Raw genomic sequence first — 16,792 nt, forward strand, 5'->3', positions numbered from 1 at the left:
CGCCCCTGGCGGCACCCACCGGCCGCCCCCGCTGGCACCCCCGGCCGCCGCTGCCCGGCCCCCCAAGCCGCCCCGCGCCCGGCGCCCGGCTGCTTCCCCAGGGCCAGGCGCCCCCGGCCGCCGCTGCCCGGCCGCCGTCGAGGGCTCCGAGCCGGCCCCGTCAGCTCAACAGGCCGTCCAGGAAGGGCGTCGACAGCACGCGGTGCGGGTCCAAGCGGTCCAGAGTGGTGACCGCCTCGTCCCAGCCGGGGCCTCCGCCGGCCCGCAGGGCCGCCGGTATGAGGCGGCCGAGGACGTCGGGATCGGACCAGGCGGCGGCGTCGGTGTACGCCCAGCCCTTCGACCACTCGACGCGGACCGCGGACCGGTCGCCGTCCAGCGTCGTGAACAGGAACTGCTCGATGTCCCGGTAGAAGCGGTCGAGCGCCGGGGTGCCGGGCAGCGAGAGGATGTCGAACCAGACCGCCGTGTCGAAGTCCGGCCGGTCGACACGCGGCCGCAGCGCCGACAGCAACGGCGGCCGGGCGCCGGGCACACCGCACACGGCCGGGTCCTCGACGCCGGTGACGCGGATCTCCACCTGGCCGTTGACCGGGTACTCCCCGCGCGCCGCGTACTGGTCGAGCAGGCCGCGGTAGGCGTCGGTGAAGGTGCTGACGACCCATTGCAGGTCGGCCCGGCGGGTGAGCACGGCGTACCCGTTGGCGGTCTCCCGCAAGGTTGTGGGCCGCACGTACTCCAGCAGGTTCCGCGACGCCCCCCACAGGTCGGACCGCAGCCCGCCCGCCAGGAGATGGGTGAGGACGTCGGCGGTCAGGATGTCGCGGACCGCCGTCCCGGACAGCAGGACGTCGGTGATGTCGCCGGTCAGCGCGACCTTCGCCATCAGGTACTGCACCTGTCCGAACAGCGGAGCGCTCGCCCACGCTCCGGACACCAGGTCGCCGGCCAGACGCGCCACCGGCTCCGGGAGGTTGTCGGAGAACGGGTAGTTGTAGGGCTGGTCGACCTCCCGCGAACCGACCGGCCGTTCAGGGCTCCGGCTCCACACCTTCAGCCACGGCACGTCGGTGAAGGCGAACCAGATCGCCTCCGCCCGTCCGCTGTCGTCCACGAAGTCCGCGAACCTCCGCCCGCCCGCGGTCCCGCCCGGCGAGTCCCCGTCCGGTGCGGCGAAGAGTTCGGACGCCGGGATGTCCACATAGGACACGCACCGCAGGTTCGCGTCCGGGCCGACCCGCAGCACGGCCTCGGTGACGAACGCCCGTCCCAGGTGCGTCAGCAGAGCGTCGCAGTCGGGCTCGGCCCGCCCCAGCGTGCGCAGGACGTAGCGGCCGGAGGCGTCGTCCCAGACCACGGCGGTGAGTTCCGTGACCAGGTTGCTCAGTGAGCCGTAGCCCTGGCCCGGCTCCGGGGTCTCGCCCAGGGCGGGGACCGCCGTGCCGTGCGCGCCGATCGCCAAGGCGCCGCCCACCGAAAGGTCGCCCGGCGCGGGCGCGGCCGTCACCCCGTAGCCGCCGGCGCCGGCGAAGGCCAGCAGCGATTCCAGCGAGGCGCCCGCCTGGACCCGTATCGCCGCGGAGCCGTCGGCCGACCGCTCGGCCACCGACATGCCGGTCAGATACGTGGTGGTGTCCACCAGGACCACCTGGGCGTCGGCCGGTGTCCCGGCGGCGACGGTCAGCGGCGCCCAGCCGTGCCGCATGCCCTGGGCCCGCGCCCGCCAGCCCGCGCCGTGGGCCCAGTTGACGACGTCGAGGACTTCCTGCGGGGTGCGCGGCGCGCAGGTCCACAGCGCGTCGGTGCGGATCTCGCCCGCCCAGTTCTCGTACACCCGCTGGTACAGCTCGACTCCGGCCGGGAAGTCCGGCGGTCCCGCGCTCGCCCGCGCGCCGTCCGGCCCGGCCAGCCCCCGCAGCAGCCACACCGCCCCGCCCGCGCCCGCCGACGTGGCCAGCAGGCGCCTGCGCGACCACAGTTCACGCCCGCCGCGCGCACCCGTGCCCGAACCGCCGCCCGCGCCCGCTCCCGTGTCCCTCATCTCCGGACCCCCCGTCCGCCACATTCCGCCAACTCCGGTGCCCGGCCTGCCCCGGACATTTCGAAGCTACCCCGGCCCCGGCCAGTTCACGAGCGTCCGACCGATTCCCCACTCGAACGAGTGATCGAAACCGGGGGCTTGACCCGGTCCAGACCGGCCTCGGCCAGCAGGTCCGCGACGGCCCGCGTCTCGCCCTCGGTCAGCGGGAGCAGCGGGGCCTGCGTGCGCGGGTGCCCGATCACCCCGCGTACGTACAAGGCGGCCTTGAACGCGCCCAGCGCGGCGGAGATCCGGCCGACCCGGTTCCGGTCGGGGATGCCGATGAGGCGCGCGAACAGGTCGGCGAGCCGCCGCTGTTCGGACCCGGCCGACGCGAAGTCCCCTGCGCGCGCGGCCTCGTACAGGCGCACGTAACCGTGCGGGTCGACGTTGCCCAGGCCGGGCACGATGCCGTCCGCGCCGCGCGCCATCGCCAGGTCGGCGAGGGTCTCGGAACCGGTCAGGCACGCCACCCCCGTGCCCGCCGCCCCGTCCATGACCCGCTGGAAGGACTCCAGGTCGCCCGAGGAGTCCTTGACGGCGGCGATCACGCCCTCCCGCGCCAGGGCTGCGACCAGCGCGTGCGGCAGCTTGTAGCCGGTGTTGGCGGGGATGTCGTACGCGACCAGCGGAAGGTCGAGGGCGGCGTGCAGCGCCTCGTAGTGGGCGCGCACCTCGGCGTCGCCGACGCCCACGTAGAAGGGCGCGGTGACCACGACCGCGTCGGCACCCAGCGCTTGGGCCCGCCGGGCGTGCTCCAGGACCCTGAGGGTGCCGGTGTCGATCACGCCGGCCAGCACCGGAACCCGGCCCTCGGCGACCTCGACGACCGTACGCAGCGCGGTGTCGCGGGCCGCGTCCGTCAACTGGGCCACCTCCCCGGTGGACCCGCCGACGAACAGGCCGTGCACCCCCGCATCCAGTTGGAAGGCGGCCAGCCGCCGCAGCGACGAGGTGTCCACCTCCCCGTCCTCCGTCAGCGGTGTGCACAGGGGCGGGACGACTCCGTGGAACATCAGACCTTCTCACTTGTCGGGGGGTTGGAACGGGGACCGGCCGCGGTGCCGGCCGGGCCGGTGACGGCCCCGTCCGCGCCGCCGGGCGCCGGTAGCGGACGCCTGGCGTCGGCCATGCGCTGCAGCCGCGCGGGTACGTCGAAGCCGACCAGCAGCACCACCACGGCGGTTAGGGCGAGGGCGAGGACGGCGATGGAGGTGCCCAGGCCGAGCGGCTTGGCGATCTTCACGCCGAGCACGGGCGCGGCGGCGCCGCCGAGCGCGCCGACGTTGTAACTGAAGCCGAGGGCCGCGGCGCGCATCCGCAGCGGATAGTGCGAGCTCACATAGGCGGGCAGTACGCCCGAGGCTCCGGAACTCGTGCCCACCAGCAGGAACAGCAGCACCCACAGGGCGACGGCGTGGCCCTTGCCGAGCACGAACACCGGGTACACGAACGCCAGGGAGGCGACGAGCATGGCGACGTATCCGCGCCGCGTCCCGAACCGGTCGCCGAGCCAGCCGACTGCGACCGATCCGACCGCGTAGCCGAAACCGGCGTACAGCAAGGCGTCGGAGACCTGGCCGGGGTCGTAGTGCAGGTCGGTCTTCAGGTACGTCGGCAGCAGCGACTGCAACGGCCAGGAGTACAGGAACGCGCAGAAGACGGTGACCATCAGGGCGACGACGACCGGCCACAGGCGGCCGGCGAACTGCACCGTCAAGGCGACGAAGCAGGCCGTGACCAAGGCGACCAGCAGCAAGGTGACGGCGGTGGACTGGCCGCGCAGCACCACAAGGAGTGCGACGGCGGCCGCCGCGCAGATCGGCAGGTTCCAGCTCTTGCGGCGCCCGGAGAACAGCAGGCCGGTGGCGCTGAGCCGCGTCTCGCCCGCCGCCTCGGCCCGTTGCCACTCGGCGGCCTCTGGCAGCCGCCGGCGCAGGTAGACGGCGACGACCACGGGAAGGACGCCGATCCAGAACAGCACCCGCCAGCTGCTGTGCGGCACCACCCAGGCGTACGTCTTGGCCGCCAGGACGCTGCCCAGCGGGTAGCCGGACAGCAGCATGCCGCTGGCGGTGTTGCGCAGCCGGTGCGGCCAGCTCTCGATGACATAGGTGGCGCTCGCGCTGTACTCGCCCGCCATGCCGAGCCCGACGACCATACGGAAGGCGAACAGCGACCAGTAGTCCCAGGAGAAGCCGCACAGCACCGAGCCGACCGCGTAGAGGGCGATGCTCAGCACCATCGCGGGGCGTCGGCCCAGCCGGTCGCCGAGGGCGCCGATGGCCAGGCCGCCGAACCAGCGCGAGACGAAGGCGGCGGACACCAGCGTCGCCGCCCGGACCGTGGACAGGTGGAAGTCCTTCGCGATCTCGGTCAGGACGAGGGTGATCAGGACGAAGTCGAAGCCGTCCATGGCGTAGCCCAGCCAGGCGGCGGAGAACGCCTTCCAGTCCTGGGCGGCGAGTTCCGAACGTCTGCTCGGTTGCGGCGGGGCGGCGGCGGAAGAACTCATGGCTCGCATCCTCGGGAGCGGGGGTTGGCGGAGGGGGTACGTGAGGGGAAGGGAAGGGTGGGAGGCAGGACGTGGGACGTCTCACGAGTCACATCGTCTGTGTGGGTGAACGTAGGACGTCCCACGTAGGGTTTGAAATGCTGATTTCCGCGTGTGGCCAGGATGTAGGACGTAGGACGTCCCACGTCCTACGCATGGCGGTAACCTAGGCGTCATGCCACCGCAGCGCAAGCCCCTCGCTCCGGCCACCGCCGACCCGGGCCGTACCCGGCGCCCCACCGTCCAGGACCAGATCGTCGACCTGATCGTGGAACTCGACCTCGGCCCGGGCGAGGCGCTGCCCACCGAGCCCGAGCTCATGCGCACGCTCGCCGTGAGCCGCAACTCGGTACGCGAGGGCCTCAAGGCCCTGCAGGCCCTCGGCATCGTGGACGTCCGCCACGGTTACGGGACCTACGTCGGCACGGCGCAACTGGACTCCCTGGCGCAGAACCTGCTGTTCCACACCCGTCTGGCGGTCCGGCGCGACGACCACCGGGCGCTGCGCGACATCGTGGAGGTGCGCGCCCTGCTGGAGAGCGGCCTGATCCGGCGCTCGGCCGTGGAACTGCCGCCCGTCGCCCTGGGCCGGCTGGAGGCCGAGCTGGAAGCGCTGGCGGAAGGCGGCGACGAGGGCCGGGCCGGCCACGACCGCCGCTTCCACGAACTGCTCTACGAGCCCCTCGGCAACACCCTCGCGCTCGAACTGATCGCCCTCTTCTGGGGTGTCTACCGCCAACTGGAGAGCGAACTGGGCAAGCCGCGCACCGACCACGAGCAGGTCGTCCGCCAGCACCGCCGGATCCTCGACGCCCTGCTCTCGCACGACCCGGAAGCCGCCGCGGCCGAGCTCGCCGAGCACTTCGCCGACGTCACCGCCCGTATCGACCAGTGGTCCGCGAAGGCCGCCGGCCCGGCGCCCGAGGCGCCGCGGGCAGCGGGCCCGGTCAGTACAGCCGGCCGGCCCTGACCCGGCCGGCCCTACCCCGGCCGCCCGTTCCGCCCGTTCCGCCCGGTCGGCCATGGCAGGTACGTCGCCGCGTAGACCGCCGTCGCCGTCGCCACAATGGCGAAGCTCGGCGGCACGCGCGGCACGGCATAGCTCAGGGCGAGACCGGCCCACATCGCGCCGACCGCGAGGCCGGCGGACAGGCCGAGGGCGAGGTGGGGCCGGGCGGTCAGCCGCTGGGCCGCGCCCGCCGGGGCGGCGAGCAGGCCGAGGACGAGCAGCGCGCCGACCGCCTGGGTGGACTCGGCCGCGCACGCCCCCGCCAGCGCGAGGAAGACGAAGCCCAGCAGCCGCACCGGAACCCCGCGCGCCGCCGCCACCGACTCGTCCACCGAGGCGAACAGCAGCGGCCGGGCCACGGCCAGGACGGCGCCGCAGATGCCCGCCCCCACCAGCGCCGCGGTCAGCGCCTGCGCGCCGGACAGCCCGAAGACGGAGCCGAACAGCACACCCACTCCCGCGCCGCCGTTCCCCGCGCTGCGCGAGGTGGTGTAGAGGGTCAGGAAGAAGACGCCGAGCCCGAGGATCCAGGAGAAGACGCTCCCGATGGCGACGTCGTCGGCCCGCCCGCGCCGCCCGAGGGCGCCGAGTAGGACGGCCACCGCGACGGTCCCCCCGTACAGCCCGATCCGGGGGTCGACGCCCAGCGCGAAGGCGGCCAGAGCGCCGGTGAAGGCGACGTGGCTGAGCGCGTCCCCCGTGAACACCTGGGCGCGCAGCACCATGAAGTAGCCGATCAGGCCGGCGGCGGCCGCGATCGCCGTACCGGCGAGGAAGGCGTGCTGGAAGAAGGGGTGCGAGAAGGGGCCGTGCGCGGCCATTACGACGACCGCGTGCCTCCCCCCGCCGCCCGTTCCCCCACCGCCTCCCATGCCTGCGCTCACGCCACCCACCCCGCTCATGCCGCCCGCTCCCGCGTCCCTTGACGCCCCCGTATGACCGCTGCCGCACGCGCCGCCGCATAGGCGCCGAAGGCGAACGTCGTCACATAGAAGCCGATCGGGTACGGCGAGTAGTACGCCACCGTCAGGCCGGCCCAGGTCACCAGGAGCGCGAGCGCGACGGAGAGCGCGAGGCCCCGGGCGGGTCGCGTGGTCAGCGCCTGGGCGGTGGCGGCGGGCATCACCAGCAGGGCGAAGACCAGCAGGGTGCCGGTGATCTGGCTGGTCTCGGCGGCCGCCGCGCCCAGCAGGACGAGGAAGGCGGTGGACAGCGGGCGCAGCGGCACCCCGCGCCCGGCGGCGACGTCCGGGTCGACGGAGGCGAACAGCAGCGGCCGCCCGATCGCCGCCAGCAGCGCGAGCACCGCGGCCGCAACCGCCAGCAGCACCCACACCTGGGCGGTGGTGATGCCCAGGAAGCTGCCGAACAGCAGCGAGGTCGTACCGCCGAGCAGCCCCTTGTAGAGCGCGGTGAACAGGAAGCCGCAGGCCAGCAGGAAGGCCTGGACGGTGCCGGTGAGCGCCGACTCCGCGATGCCGCCGTCCCGCCCGGCGCGCGGGACCGCGGCGAGCACAAGGGCGGCGGCGAGGCAGAACGCGAAGTAGCCGTAGGTCGCGCCGACCCCGACCAGGACCGCCCCGGCCGCGCCCGGGAAGCCGACGACGGCCAGGGTGTGCCCGGCGAAGCTCTGCCGCCGCAGCACCATGAACCACCCGACCACGCCCGCCGTGACGGCCACGACCGTGCCGGCCCGGAAGGCGTTGACCATGAAGGGGTACGACCACATGTCCCGCAGGTCGTCCACGAGGTTCCAGGACCAGACGGGGCCCGCCGCCGCGGCTCCGGCCACGAGCCCGCCCGTCCCGCTCACGACCGCGCTCACGCCGGCCCCCCGGAGGAGGAGCCGCCGCGCACGCTCAGGTTCCCGCCCGCGCCCAGGGCGCCGGATTGCCGGGCCGGGTGCCGATCCGCGTGACGGGCCGCCTGACGATCCGCGTGCCGATCCGCGTGACGGGCCGGGGCCTCGGGCTGGCCGACCACCACCAGGCGCCCGTCGGAGGTGCGCAGGACCTCGATCGGCGTCCCGTACAGCGTCGACAGGATCGGCCCGGTGATCACCTGGGCGGGGGTGCCGGAGACGGCGCCGCCCTCGGCGAGGTAGACCACCCGGTCGAGGTGGGACAGGATCGGGTTGACGTCGTGCGCGACCATCAGCACGGTGACGCCCTCCTCGCGGCATACGCGTCCGATGAGCGCGGCGACGGCGGCCTGGTTGGGCAGGTCGAGGCTGTCCAGCGGTTCGTCGAGGAGCAGCAGCCGGGGCCGGCGTACGAGGGCCTGCGCGATCAGCAGCCGCTGCTGCTCGCCGCCCGAGCACTGCCCGATCGGCCGGTGCGCGTACGCCGACGCGCCCACCAGCTCCACGACCTCGGCGATACGGTCGCGAGCGGCCTTGCGCCCGGCCGCCCAGGGCACGGGCAGGCCCCAGCGGTCGCCGTCCCACCCGAGCCGTACGACGTCGATGCCGCGCAGCCGCAACGAGGCGTCGAAGCTGCGCCGCTGCGGCAGATAGCCGACCCGGTCCCCGGCCCTTCCCGGCACCCCGCCCAGCACCCGTACCTCCCCGGCGGCCGGCGGCAGCACCCCAAGCAGCAGCTTGACCAGCGTGGACTTGCCGACACCGTTCGGGCCGAGGACCGCCACGAACTCGCCCGCTCCGACGTCCAGGTCGACGCCCGACCACAGCGCCCGGCCCGCGACCCGTACGGAGGCGCCGCGCAAGGAGACGACGGCCCCGGACCCTGAGCCGGTCCCGGACTCCTGGCCGGTCCCGCGTCCCGAGCCGCGCCCGCGTCCTGAGCCGGCCCCGCGTCCCGAGCCGCGCCCGGATTCCGAGCCGCGCCCGGGGAGGGTTCCCGCGGCCGTGTTGCTTCCCGTCACTGTCGTCACTCCTCTTCGCGTCCCGTCACGTACGGTCCCGTGGTGTCCCGTCACTTGCCCGCGGCCCGGTCGAGGGCCTGCTTGATGCCCTGGAGCTGGCGTACCTGCCAGTCCTGGAAGGAGGCGCCCGCCGGGGTGAGGGTCTCGGTGACCGTGGCGACGGGGATGCCGGCCGCCTTGGCCTCGTCCACCTGCCGCTTCACGTCCGGCGTCGCGTTCTGGCTGTTGTAGACGTAGACCTTGATGCGCCCGGCCGTGATCTGCCGGTCGGCGACGGCCTTGTCGTGCGCGGTGGGGTCGGTGCCCTCGCTGATCGCGGTCAGGAACGAGTACGGGGTGAGCACCCGCAGCCCCAGCCCCTCGGCGAGCGGACCGACAACGGACTCCGACGCGCCTATGGGTGTGCCCCCGTAAGCGGCCTTGATCGCGGAAACGAGCCCGTCGTACGGGCCCAGCGCCTTCGTCTCGAACGCCGTCCTCAAGGCGTCGAAGTCGGCGGCGTCCGCCGGGTCGATCTTCTTGTAGTCGGCGGTGACGCGCTCGATGACGGCGTGGACGTCGGCGGGCGAGTACCAGCGGTGGGGGTTGCCGCCGGGCCCGACCCCGACCAGGTCGCCGACCTTGAGCTCGGTGCGGCCGCCGTCCGGGTCGGCGGCCAGCAGCTTGTCCGCCCAGGTGTCGTAGCCGGCCCCGTTGACGATCACGTATCGCGCGGCCGCGACCGCACGGGCGTCGGAGGCGGTCGGCTCGTAGTCGTGCGGGTCGGCGTCGGGGTTGTCGATGACGCTGGTGACCTGGACGTGCCGGCCGCCGAGCTGACTCGCGACGCTCCCCCAGAAGTTCTCCGCGGCCACCACCCGGATCACCTTCGTGGCGCCGCCCGACGCCTTGCCGTCCCCGGCGGCCGGGGAGGTGGCGCACCCGCTGAGCACAAGGGTGGCGACGGCGGCCAGGGCGGCGGAGGCGGCGAGAGGCGCGGCTGCGGCGGACGCGGGGAAGCGAGGGGCGCGGGTCATGCGGCTTACGCTAATTGAAAATGACTTTCACCTCCACGCCCGCCCCTATGGATATGAAAATCGTTACTACTTCTTTGCGTGCGAGCGGATGAACGAATGAACGGATGAGCGTGCGAGTGGGCGAACGTACGAGGCCACGAGGCCACGAGGCCACGAGGGCGCGGGGACCCGAGGCGTGAAGGCGCGCGCCCCCGCCTCACGGCCCCTTCACCCCCCTCAGCCCTTGGAGCAGCGCGCGCAGGACCGCGAGCCGGTACGCGCGGTCGGCCGGTCCGGAACGCAGGGCTTTGCGCGCGGCGTGCACGGCGAGCCCCGCGAGGACCAGCCGGACCAGCGCGCCGCTGACGGCGAGAGCGCACAGCGCCCACGCGGCGGCATCCGTGTCGATCTCGCCGATTTTGACGATCTGGTCGATCTGGTCGATCTGGTCGATCTGGTCGATGAAGAGCACCATCGCTCACCTCTCCGGGACGTGCGGGAGGTTACGGTCTAGCGCCGCGGCGGCCCGGTGCGCTGCCCCGCGGCCGCGCGGAGTCGCTCGCGGGGCCGGGCGGCACCGCCGAACTCCGCGCAGCCGCGCCCCTGTCGGCCGTGCGGCGCGCGGGGGAGTATGCGCGGCATGGACGTCACCGATGAGCCGCGAGGTCCCCGGGGCAAGCGGGACCTGCCCTTCCCGTACGACCAGGATCTGTCCGGGGTGCTGCGCAACCTCCACCGCAGCACCCGGTGGGGCCGCGAGCGGCTCGCGAACGACAAGGTCACCGCGGCCTTCCTGGCCGCCGGCATGCGCCTGCTCGTGACCCATCTGGGCCCGGGCGGCCGGCGGCCCGTCGACAGCGAGCGGCTGCTGCTCGGTTCGCTCTCGCAGCGCAGGGTGGCCGAGGAGTTCGCCCGCAACCCGCACCCGTTCGTCCGCCACGGCAACGGCGTCTCGATGCTGCGCGACCGCTGGACCCCGCACTCCGACTTCGTCACCGACCTGATCACCTTCGCCGTCTGGCGGGAGAACTACCGGCCGCGCTACCGCAGGCAGCAGGAGGCCGATGTCGAACGGCTCGTGCGCGGACCCGACTTCGTACAGGCCGTCCACGACATCGCCTACCGGCACACCGCCGAGGGCGTCGGACTCCCCTCCGTCCGGCTGGGCCTGACCCTGATGACCGCCGCCGAGGGCGACGACGAGGTGGCCCGGATCATCTCGGCCGTGTACGAGGACTACGTCGGCTCGTGGAAGACGGTGTACGCCGACGTCATACGCGAGCGCCGGCTCCGGCTGCGCCCCGGCCTCACCCTCGACGACCTGGCCAACGCGCTGTCCGCGGCCACCGACGGCATGATCCTGCGCGCCATCGGCGACCCGGGCGCAGCCGTGCTCGACCACGAACGCCGCCGCTCCCTGATGGGTACGGTCGCTCTCGCCGTCGTCCACGCCTTCCTCGAACCGGACGACGACGCGACCGGCCGCACCCTCGAACAGGCGGTGTCGTCCCGCTTCGACCCGCACCCGCACCCGTGATCGCGCCCGCGCCCATGACCGCGCCCGCACCCGCGCGCCCGCACCCGTAACCGCACCCGCGCCCCCGCCCGCGCGAAGACGCCACGCACCCCGCCCGCTCCCGGGTGGCGCCGCGGACCGGATGCGGCATGGCGCCGCCCGGTGGGCGCGGCGGCGTGCCAGGGTCGAAAGGACCCGGTGGCCAAGGCGCCGGACGACCGGTCGAGGAGGCGGCGTTGGCAGCGCGACCGCACTGGCTGTTCGGCGACCAGTTGGGCCCGCACTTCACCGATCCCCGGCACGGCGGGCCGGAAGAGGACGCGCCGCTGGTGATGATCGAGGCCGAATCGGTGCTGGCCCGGCGCCGCTTCCACCGCGCGAAGGCGCATCTGGTGCTGTCGGCGATGCGGCACCGGGCGGCGGAGCTGGGCGACCGGGTGACGTACGTCCGCGCGCGGACGTACCGCGAGGGCCTGGAACGGGCGGTTCCGCGGGGCCGCGTCACCGTGTTCCCGCCGACCTCGCGGCGGGCCGCCGGCCTGGTCGCCGCGCTCGGCCGGGTGGACGTCCTGCCGGAACGCGGCCACCTGGTCACCCGCGAGGAGTTCGCCGACTGGGCGGGCGAGCACGACGGCCGCCTGCGGATGGAGGACTTCTACCACCGGGTGCGCCGCGGCCTCGGGCTGCTGATGGACGACGGCGGTCCGCTCGGGGGCACGTGGAACCTCGACCGCGAGAACCGGGAGCCGCCGCCGTCCGGCCGCGAGGCCCTGGACCTCCGCGCCCCGTGGCGGCCCCGCGAGGACGCCGTGGACGACGAGGTCCGCCACGACCTGGACCGCTGGGAACGCGAGGGCCGGGTCTCCTTCGTCGGCAGGGACGGCCCGCGCGGCTTCCCGGCCACCAGGCGGGAGGCCCTGTCCGCGCTGCGCCACTTCGTACGCCACCGGCTGGCCGCGTTCGGGCCGTACGAGGACGCGATGCTCGCGGCCGACCCCGTCATGAGCCACAGCCGGCTGTCCCCGGCGCTCAACCTCGGGCTGCTGCATCCGCGGGAGTGCCTGCGGCGGGCGGAGGCGGCCCTGCGGTCCGGGGACGCGCCGCTGAACAGCGTGGAGGGCTTCGTCCGGCAGATCGCCGGATGGCGCGAATACGTCTGGCACCTGTACTGGTACTTCGGCGAGGAGTACCGCGGCTCCAACGCGCTGCGGCACCGCGAGCCGCTGCCGGAGTGGTTCGCGGAGCTGGACGCGGACGCGGTGACCGCGCGCTGCCTGTCCACCGTGCTGGCCCAGGTCCGGGACACCGGGTGGACCCATCACATCCCGCGGCTGATGGTGCTCGGCAGCCGGGCCCTGCAGGACGGCTGGGACCCGGCCGCCGTGACCGACTGGTTCCACCGCTGCTTCGTGGACGGGTACGACTGGGTGATGCTGCCCAACGTCGTCGGCATGTCGCAGTACGCCGACGGCGGCCGGATGACCACCAAGCCGTACACGTCCGGCGGCGCGTACATCGACCGGATGAGCGACCTGTGCGGGGGCTGCGCCTACCGGCCGGGCGACCGTACCGGCGACCGCGCCTGCCCGTACACGGCCGGGTACTGGGCCTTCATCCACCGGCACCGTGACCGGCTGGCGCACAACCCCCGCACCGCTCGCGCGGCGCGGGGCCTGGACCGGCTGACCGACCTGCCCGAGACGCTGGACGGTGTGCGCGCCCGCGGCACGTCGGCCCCCTGAGGCGGACCGGACCGCACGGCGGGCGGGTCACGTCGCCGGACGGGCTTCCGGAGGGGCTTCCGTACCGGCTTCCGGACCGGGGGCCTTCGGGACGGGAGCTTCGGTGGCGGCGGCTTCCGGAGCGGGAGCTTCAGGCGCGGCGGCGGCCCGGATGCGGACGACGCCGCTGTCGAGGTCGATCGGCCCCCGGTACGGATCGCCCTCGCCTTCCTCGTCGCGCGTCCACTCCAGGCGGTGCTTCTCCTCCTCGCGGTGGCGGGCGCTGGGGAAGAAGATCTCTTCGAGGATGCTCATCGCGTGGCCCCTCTCAGCCCGCGCTCAGGCCGGCGCGGCGTACGAGCAGCCAGACGGCGGCGAGGGCGAGGGCGCCGAGGCCGAGGTAGCCGGAGGCGATGAGGAGGTGGAACTCGGGGATCCTGCTGCCGGGCTGGTACGCCATGTACTGCTGGAAGCGGTGGTGGACGAGGCAGGAGAAGCCGGTTCGCGGGGGCAGCAGGATGAAGTCGGGGCAGGCGTGCTGCAGGCCCGCGTAGTCGAGGGGGTGGCCGGAGGCGTCGAAGACGTTCTCCACGTGACCGGGACCGACCCGGATGCCGCCCTTGATACGCAGCGCGTTGGTGGGGTCGGTGGGTCCCGGCGCGCCGAACCGGAAGAGCCCGGACACCGGTTGCACCAGGGTGGGGTAGCGCCACTCGACGGTCAGCAGCAGGCCGACGAAGCCCGCGAGCACGGCCATCGCGGCGGGCAGGACGCGGCGGATCGCGGCCCCGAGCGCCACGCCGGCGGCGAACCACGCGACGCCGATCGCGAGCGGAAGCATGCCGGAGTCCAGGAACATCGACCCCTCGAACATGGTGCTGCCGTCCACGTCGTGGAGCACGTGCGCCAGATGGTCGGTGGTCGCCGACAGGACCGCGGTCAGCGCCGCGACGAACCCTCCGACCAGGGCGAGCTTGGCCCACAGCCAGCGCACGGGCGAGACGTCCTGGCTCCAGGCGAGCAGCAGGGTGCGCTGCTCGTACTCCCTGGCCAGCAGGGGAACGCCGAGGAACATGCCGATCAGCGCCGGGAGGTACTGCACGGCCAGCAGCAGCTTGTCAGCGACGTCGATCGGGCCGGTGAAGCGGGCGTCGAGCGTCGCCGCCTGGGGTGAGCCGTCCGGGCAGAGCGTGTTGTGGCACTGGTGGTACAGGTTCGTCATATCGGCGGCGAGGTACAGCATCCAGCCGGTGAGCACGGCGGCCAGTACGAGGGAGGAGACCAGGGCCCAGCGGTGCTGGCGCCAGGTCACCCACGCCAGGCCGGCGAAACCCGCGCCCGGTCCGTCGTCCTCGGTCCGGGCGCCGGCGGGGCCCGCCTCGGCCGGGGCGGTAGGGGTCAGGGGAGTCATGCCACCGCCTCCGGACGGAGGGACGCCCGTTCCGACGTCCGCCCCGACGCCTGTCCCGACGCCCTGAGGTGGGCCAGGACCAGGTCGTCCAGCGTGAGCGGCTCGGCGGTCCAGCCGGGGGCGACGACCGGGGGCGCGCCCGCCGGGTCCGGCAGCCGTACGACGAACGTCGACTGGCGGTCGGTGTGCCGCTCCGACACGATCGTCCCCGGGCCCGGCGGCAGGTCCGCCCGCGGACCGATGAGCCGCGTGTGCTGCGCGAGGAGCTCTTCCACGTCGCCGGCCAGGACCGCGCGGCCATCGGCGAGGAGCAGCAAGTGGTCGCTCACTCCGGTCAGTTCGGCGACGATGTGGGTCGACAGCATCACCGTCATCGCGTTCTCGGCGGCCTCCGCCAGTAGTTCCCCGGTCACCTCGGTGCGCGCCACGGGGTCGAGGTCGGACAACGGCTCGTCGAGCAGCAGCAGATCGGGACGTGATCCCAGGGTGACGGCCAGGGCGACCTGCGTGCGCTGGCCCCCGGAGAGCCTGCCGCAGGGGCGGTCGAGCGGTACGCCGAAGCGGTTCAGCCAGGACAGCGCCCGCCGCTGGTCCCACGCGCGGTTGGTGCTCCGCCCGAACCTGAGCATGTCCGCCGCGCTGAAGTCCCGGTAGAGGGGCTTGTCCTGGGCCAGGATCGCGACCCGGCTGCCGCTGCCGGCGCCGGGCTTGCGGCCCTGCACCACGGGCTCGCCGCCGACCAGCAGCGAGCCGCCGGTCGCGGGCAGCATGCCGCTGACGATGCTCATCAACGTCGATTTTCCCGCCCCGTTGGGGCCGACCAGCGCGATGACGGCGCCCGCGGGCAGGCGGAAGCCGCACTCGCGCAGCGCCCACACACCGCGGTACCGCTTGCTCAGGTCCCGCGCCTCCACGGCGCTCGGTCCGCCGCTCACGCCGCGCCCCCTTCCGTCCGTATCCCGGTCGCGCGCGGCGACGGGCCGGTCCCCGTCCGCGTACGGTCCGCCGAGTCCTCGGCGATCACCGAGGCGATCAGGGCCTGCACGTCCTCGTCCTCAAGGCCCGCCTCCCGCGCCTGGCCGAGCCAGCGGGCGAGCGCCGCGCGCAGCCGCGCCATGACATGGGGATCCGCATCGCCGAGTGACGCGCTCACGAACGTCCCCGCACCTTGTCGCGCCTCCACCAGACCCGACAGCTCCAGCTCGCGGTACGCCTTCAGCACCGTGTTCGCGTTGACCGTGCACGAGGTCACCACGGCCCGCACCGCCGGCAACTGATCCCCCGGACGCAGCCGCCCCAGCCGTAGCGCCTCGCGCACCTGCCGTACCAACTGGGCGTACGCGGGGACACTGCTGGACCGGTCGACATGGAAGTCGATCACACCCGTCCCTCCCTCCCGTTCAGTGTTCTAGTGAAGTAGAACACTGAAGCGCCGAGCGGGCAAGGGCCGGGAAGGGCCGGGCGGAACCGGTGGCGGGAAGGGAGGACCGTGCGAGGGTGGGCCCATGGCGGTGCGGGAAGCCACGGGTCCTGGTCCCGCCCGCCCGTCATCGGTGCCTTGACTTGGAGCGCGCTTCACGTACGACAGTGGCCGCCATGAAACGACTTCTGGGACGCAGCGGCATCGAAGTGAGCGGCCTCGGCATGGGCTGCTGGGCGATCGGCGGACCGTGGGGCAACGGCGCCACGCAGCAGTTCGGCTGGGGCGAGGTGGACGACGCCGAGTCCACCCGCGCCCTGCACCGGGCCTTCGACCTCGGCGTGACGTTCTACGACACCGCCAGCAGTTACGGCGCCGGCCACAGCGAGCGGGTCCTCGGCGCGGCCTTCCGCGACCGGCGCGACCAGGTCGTCATCGCCAGCAAGTGGGGCTCGACGTTCGACGAGCGGACCAGGACCGCGGGCGGCCCCGACCCCAGCCCGGCCTACCTGCGCGCATGCCTGGCGGGGTCGCTGCGCCGGCTCGGCACCGACTACGTCGACCTGTACCAGCTCCACCTGAACGACCTGCCCGTGGAGCAGGCCCTCGACCTGGTGGGCACGCTGGAGGATCTGGTCGCGGCAGGCTCGATACGGGCGTACGGCTGGAGCACGGACGACGCGGCCAAGGCCGAGGCGTTCGCGGCGCGGGCCCCGCACTGCACGGCCATCCAGCACGACATGTCCGTGCTGCGCGACGCGCCCGCGATGATCGCCGTCTGCGAGGCGTCGGGCCAGGCCGCGATCAACCGCGGGCCGCTCGCGATGGGCCTGCTCAGCGGCAAGTACCACGACGGGCGCAGGGTCGCGGACAACGACGTGCGCAACATGGACTACGCCTGGATGACGTACTTCCGCGACGGCGCCGGCGACCCCGAGTGGCTCGCCGCGATCGACGGCGTCCGCGACATCCTCACCAGCGGCGGCCGCACCCTCGCCCAGGGCGCGCTGGCGTGGCTGTGGGCGCGCAGCCAGGTGACGATCCCGATCCCGGGCTTCCGCAACCTGGGCCAGGTCGAGGAGAACGCCGGGGCCCTCGCCCGCGGCCCGCTCACCCCGGACGAGTTCGCGCAGGTGGAGAAGCTGCTCGCCGCCTTGCGGTAGCCCCGGGGACGCCCCCGCCCCTGCCCCTGCACCCGCCCCG

At 73.9% G+C, this 16,792-nt stretch carries 16 protein-coding genes; 4 read left to right on the forward strand and 12 right to left on the reverse strand.

Going from position 1 to position 16,792, the window contains the following annotated elements:
• Nucleotides 1–160: 160 nt before the first annotated feature.
• From K7G61_RS25380 to K7G61_RS25390, 3 genes are all read right to left on the reverse strand, one after another.
• Nucleotides 161–2,041: a cholesterol oxidase substrate-binding domain-containing protein gene (locus K7G61_RS25380; protein ID WP_225849282.1), complete on the reverse strand. Its 1,881-nt coding sequence runs from the start codon at nt 2,039–2,041 to the stop codon at nt 161–163.
• Nucleotides 2,042–2,127: 86 nt separating this feature from the next.
• Nucleotides 2,128–3,096: a dihydrodipicolinate synthase family protein gene (locus K7G61_RS25385; protein WP_225849283.1), complete on the reverse strand. Its 969-nt coding sequence runs from the start codon at nt 3,094–3,096 to the stop codon at nt 2,128–2,130.
• Nucleotides 3,096–4,595: a sialate:H+ symport family MFS transporter gene (locus K7G61_RS25390; RefSeq protein WP_225849284.1), complete on the reverse strand. Its 1,500-nt coding sequence runs from the start codon at nt 4,593–4,595 to the stop codon at nt 3,096–3,098. Before K7G61_RS25390 ends, K7G61_RS25385 begins: the two co-directional genes overlap by 1 nt.
• A 214-nt stretch (nt 4,596–4,809) precedes the next feature.
• Between K7G61_RS25390 and K7G61_RS25395 the strand changes: the two genes are divergently transcribed.
• Nucleotides 4,810–5,604, forward strand: a complete 795-nt coding sequence (locus tag K7G61_RS25395) for a FadR/GntR family transcriptional regulator (RefSeq protein ID WP_225849285.1) — start codon at nt 4,810–4,812, stop codon at nt 5,602–5,604.
• Between the two features lie 11 nt (nt 5,605–5,615).
• Here K7G61_RS25395 and K7G61_RS25400 read toward each other — a convergent pair whose 3' ends face one another.
• The 5 genes from K7G61_RS25400 to K7G61_RS25420 all read right to left on the reverse strand — a co-directional run bounded on the left by K7G61_RS25400 (nt 5,616) and on the right by K7G61_RS25420 (nt 9,996).
• Nucleotides 5,616–6,527, reverse strand: a complete 912-nt coding sequence (locus tag K7G61_RS25400; protein ID WP_225849286.1) for a metal ABC transporter permease — start codon at nt 6,525–6,527, stop codon at nt 5,616–5,618.
• 14 nt (nt 6,528–6,541) lie between these two features.
• Nucleotides 6,542–7,468, reverse strand: coding sequence for a metal ABC transporter permease (locus K7G61_RS25405; protein ID WP_225849287.1), 927 nt, complete (start codon nt 7,466–7,468; stop codon nt 6,542–6,544).
• Nucleotides 7,465–8,367: a metal ABC transporter ATP-binding protein gene (locus tag K7G61_RS25410; protein WP_225849288.1), complete on the reverse strand. Its 903-nt coding sequence runs from the start codon at nt 8,365–8,367 to the stop codon at nt 7,465–7,467. The genes K7G61_RS25405 and K7G61_RS25410 overlap by 4 nt, the downstream gene beginning before the upstream one ends.
• A 209-nt stretch (nt 8,368–8,576) precedes the next feature.
• Entirely contained in the window at nt 8,577–9,542 is a 966-nt protein-coding gene (locus tag K7G61_RS25415; RefSeq protein WP_225849289.1) for a metal ABC transporter solute-binding protein, Zn/Mn family, read from the reverse strand.
• A gap of 196 nt (nt 9,543–9,738) precedes the next feature.
• A complete protein-coding gene (locus K7G61_RS25420; RefSeq protein ID WP_225849290.1) occupies nt 9,739–9,996 on the reverse strand; it encodes a hypothetical protein in 258 nt (85 codons plus the stop codon).
• Nucleotides 9,997–10,161: 165 nt separating this feature from the next.
• Here K7G61_RS25420 and K7G61_RS25425 point away from each other — a divergent pair, with 165 nt between their 5' ends.
• Both K7G61_RS25425 and K7G61_RS25430 read left to right on the forward strand, forming a co-directional pair.
• Nucleotides 10,162–11,058 (forward strand): hypothetical protein, encoded by an 897-nt coding sequence (locus K7G61_RS25425; RefSeq protein ID WP_225849291.1) that lies wholly within the window; start codon nt 10,162–10,164, stop codon nt 11,056–11,058.
• Nucleotides 11,059–11,273: 215 nt separating this feature from the next.
• Nucleotides 11,274–12,779: a cryptochrome/photolyase family protein gene (locus K7G61_RS25430; RefSeq protein ID WP_225849292.1), complete on the forward strand. Its 1,506-nt coding sequence runs from the start codon at nt 11,274–11,276 to the stop codon at nt 12,777–12,779.
• Nucleotides 12,780–12,806: 27 nt separating this feature from the next.
• Here the strand turns inward: K7G61_RS25430 and K7G61_RS25435 are convergent, their stop codons facing one another.
• The 4 genes from K7G61_RS25435 to K7G61_RS25450 are packed head-to-tail and all read right to left on the reverse strand — an operon-like array spanning nt 12,807 to nt 15,550.
• Nucleotides 12,807–13,073, reverse strand: a complete 267-nt coding sequence (locus tag K7G61_RS25435) for a DUF6191 domain-containing protein (protein WP_225849293.1) — start codon at nt 13,071–13,073, stop codon at nt 12,807–12,809.
• 13 nt (nt 13,074–13,086) lie between these two features.
• Nucleotides 13,087–14,169 carry a hypothetical protein gene (locus K7G61_RS25440; RefSeq protein WP_225849294.1) on the reverse strand — a complete coding sequence of 361 codons (1,083 nt, stop codon included), beginning with the start codon at nt 14,167–14,169 and terminating at the stop codon, nt 13,087–13,089.
• Nucleotides 14,166–15,104: an ATP-binding cassette domain-containing protein gene (locus tag K7G61_RS25445; protein ID WP_225849295.1), complete on the reverse strand. Its 939-nt coding sequence runs from the start codon at nt 15,102–15,104 to the stop codon at nt 14,166–14,168. Before K7G61_RS25445 ends, K7G61_RS25440 begins: the two co-directional genes overlap by 4 nt.
• Nucleotides 15,101–15,550 carry a GntR family transcriptional regulator gene (locus K7G61_RS25450; RefSeq protein WP_225849296.1) on the reverse strand — a complete coding sequence of 150 codons (450 nt, stop codon included), beginning with the start codon at nt 15,548–15,550 and terminating at the stop codon, nt 15,101–15,103. Before K7G61_RS25450 ends, K7G61_RS25445 begins: the two co-directional genes overlap by 4 nt.
• Before the next feature lie 215 nt (nt 15,551–15,765).
• Between K7G61_RS25450 and K7G61_RS25455 the strand changes: the two genes are divergently transcribed.
• Nucleotides 15,766–16,752, forward strand: coding sequence for an aldo/keto reductase (locus tag K7G61_RS25455; protein WP_225849297.1), 987 nt, complete (start codon nt 15,766–15,768; stop codon nt 16,750–16,752).
• The last annotated feature ends 40 nt before the right edge of the window (nt 16,753–16,792 follow it).

Source organism: Streptomyces sp. HPF1205 (genome assembly GCF_020400825.1).
GTDB lineage: Bacteria > Actinomycetota > Actinomycetes > Streptomycetales > Streptomycetaceae > Actinacidiphila.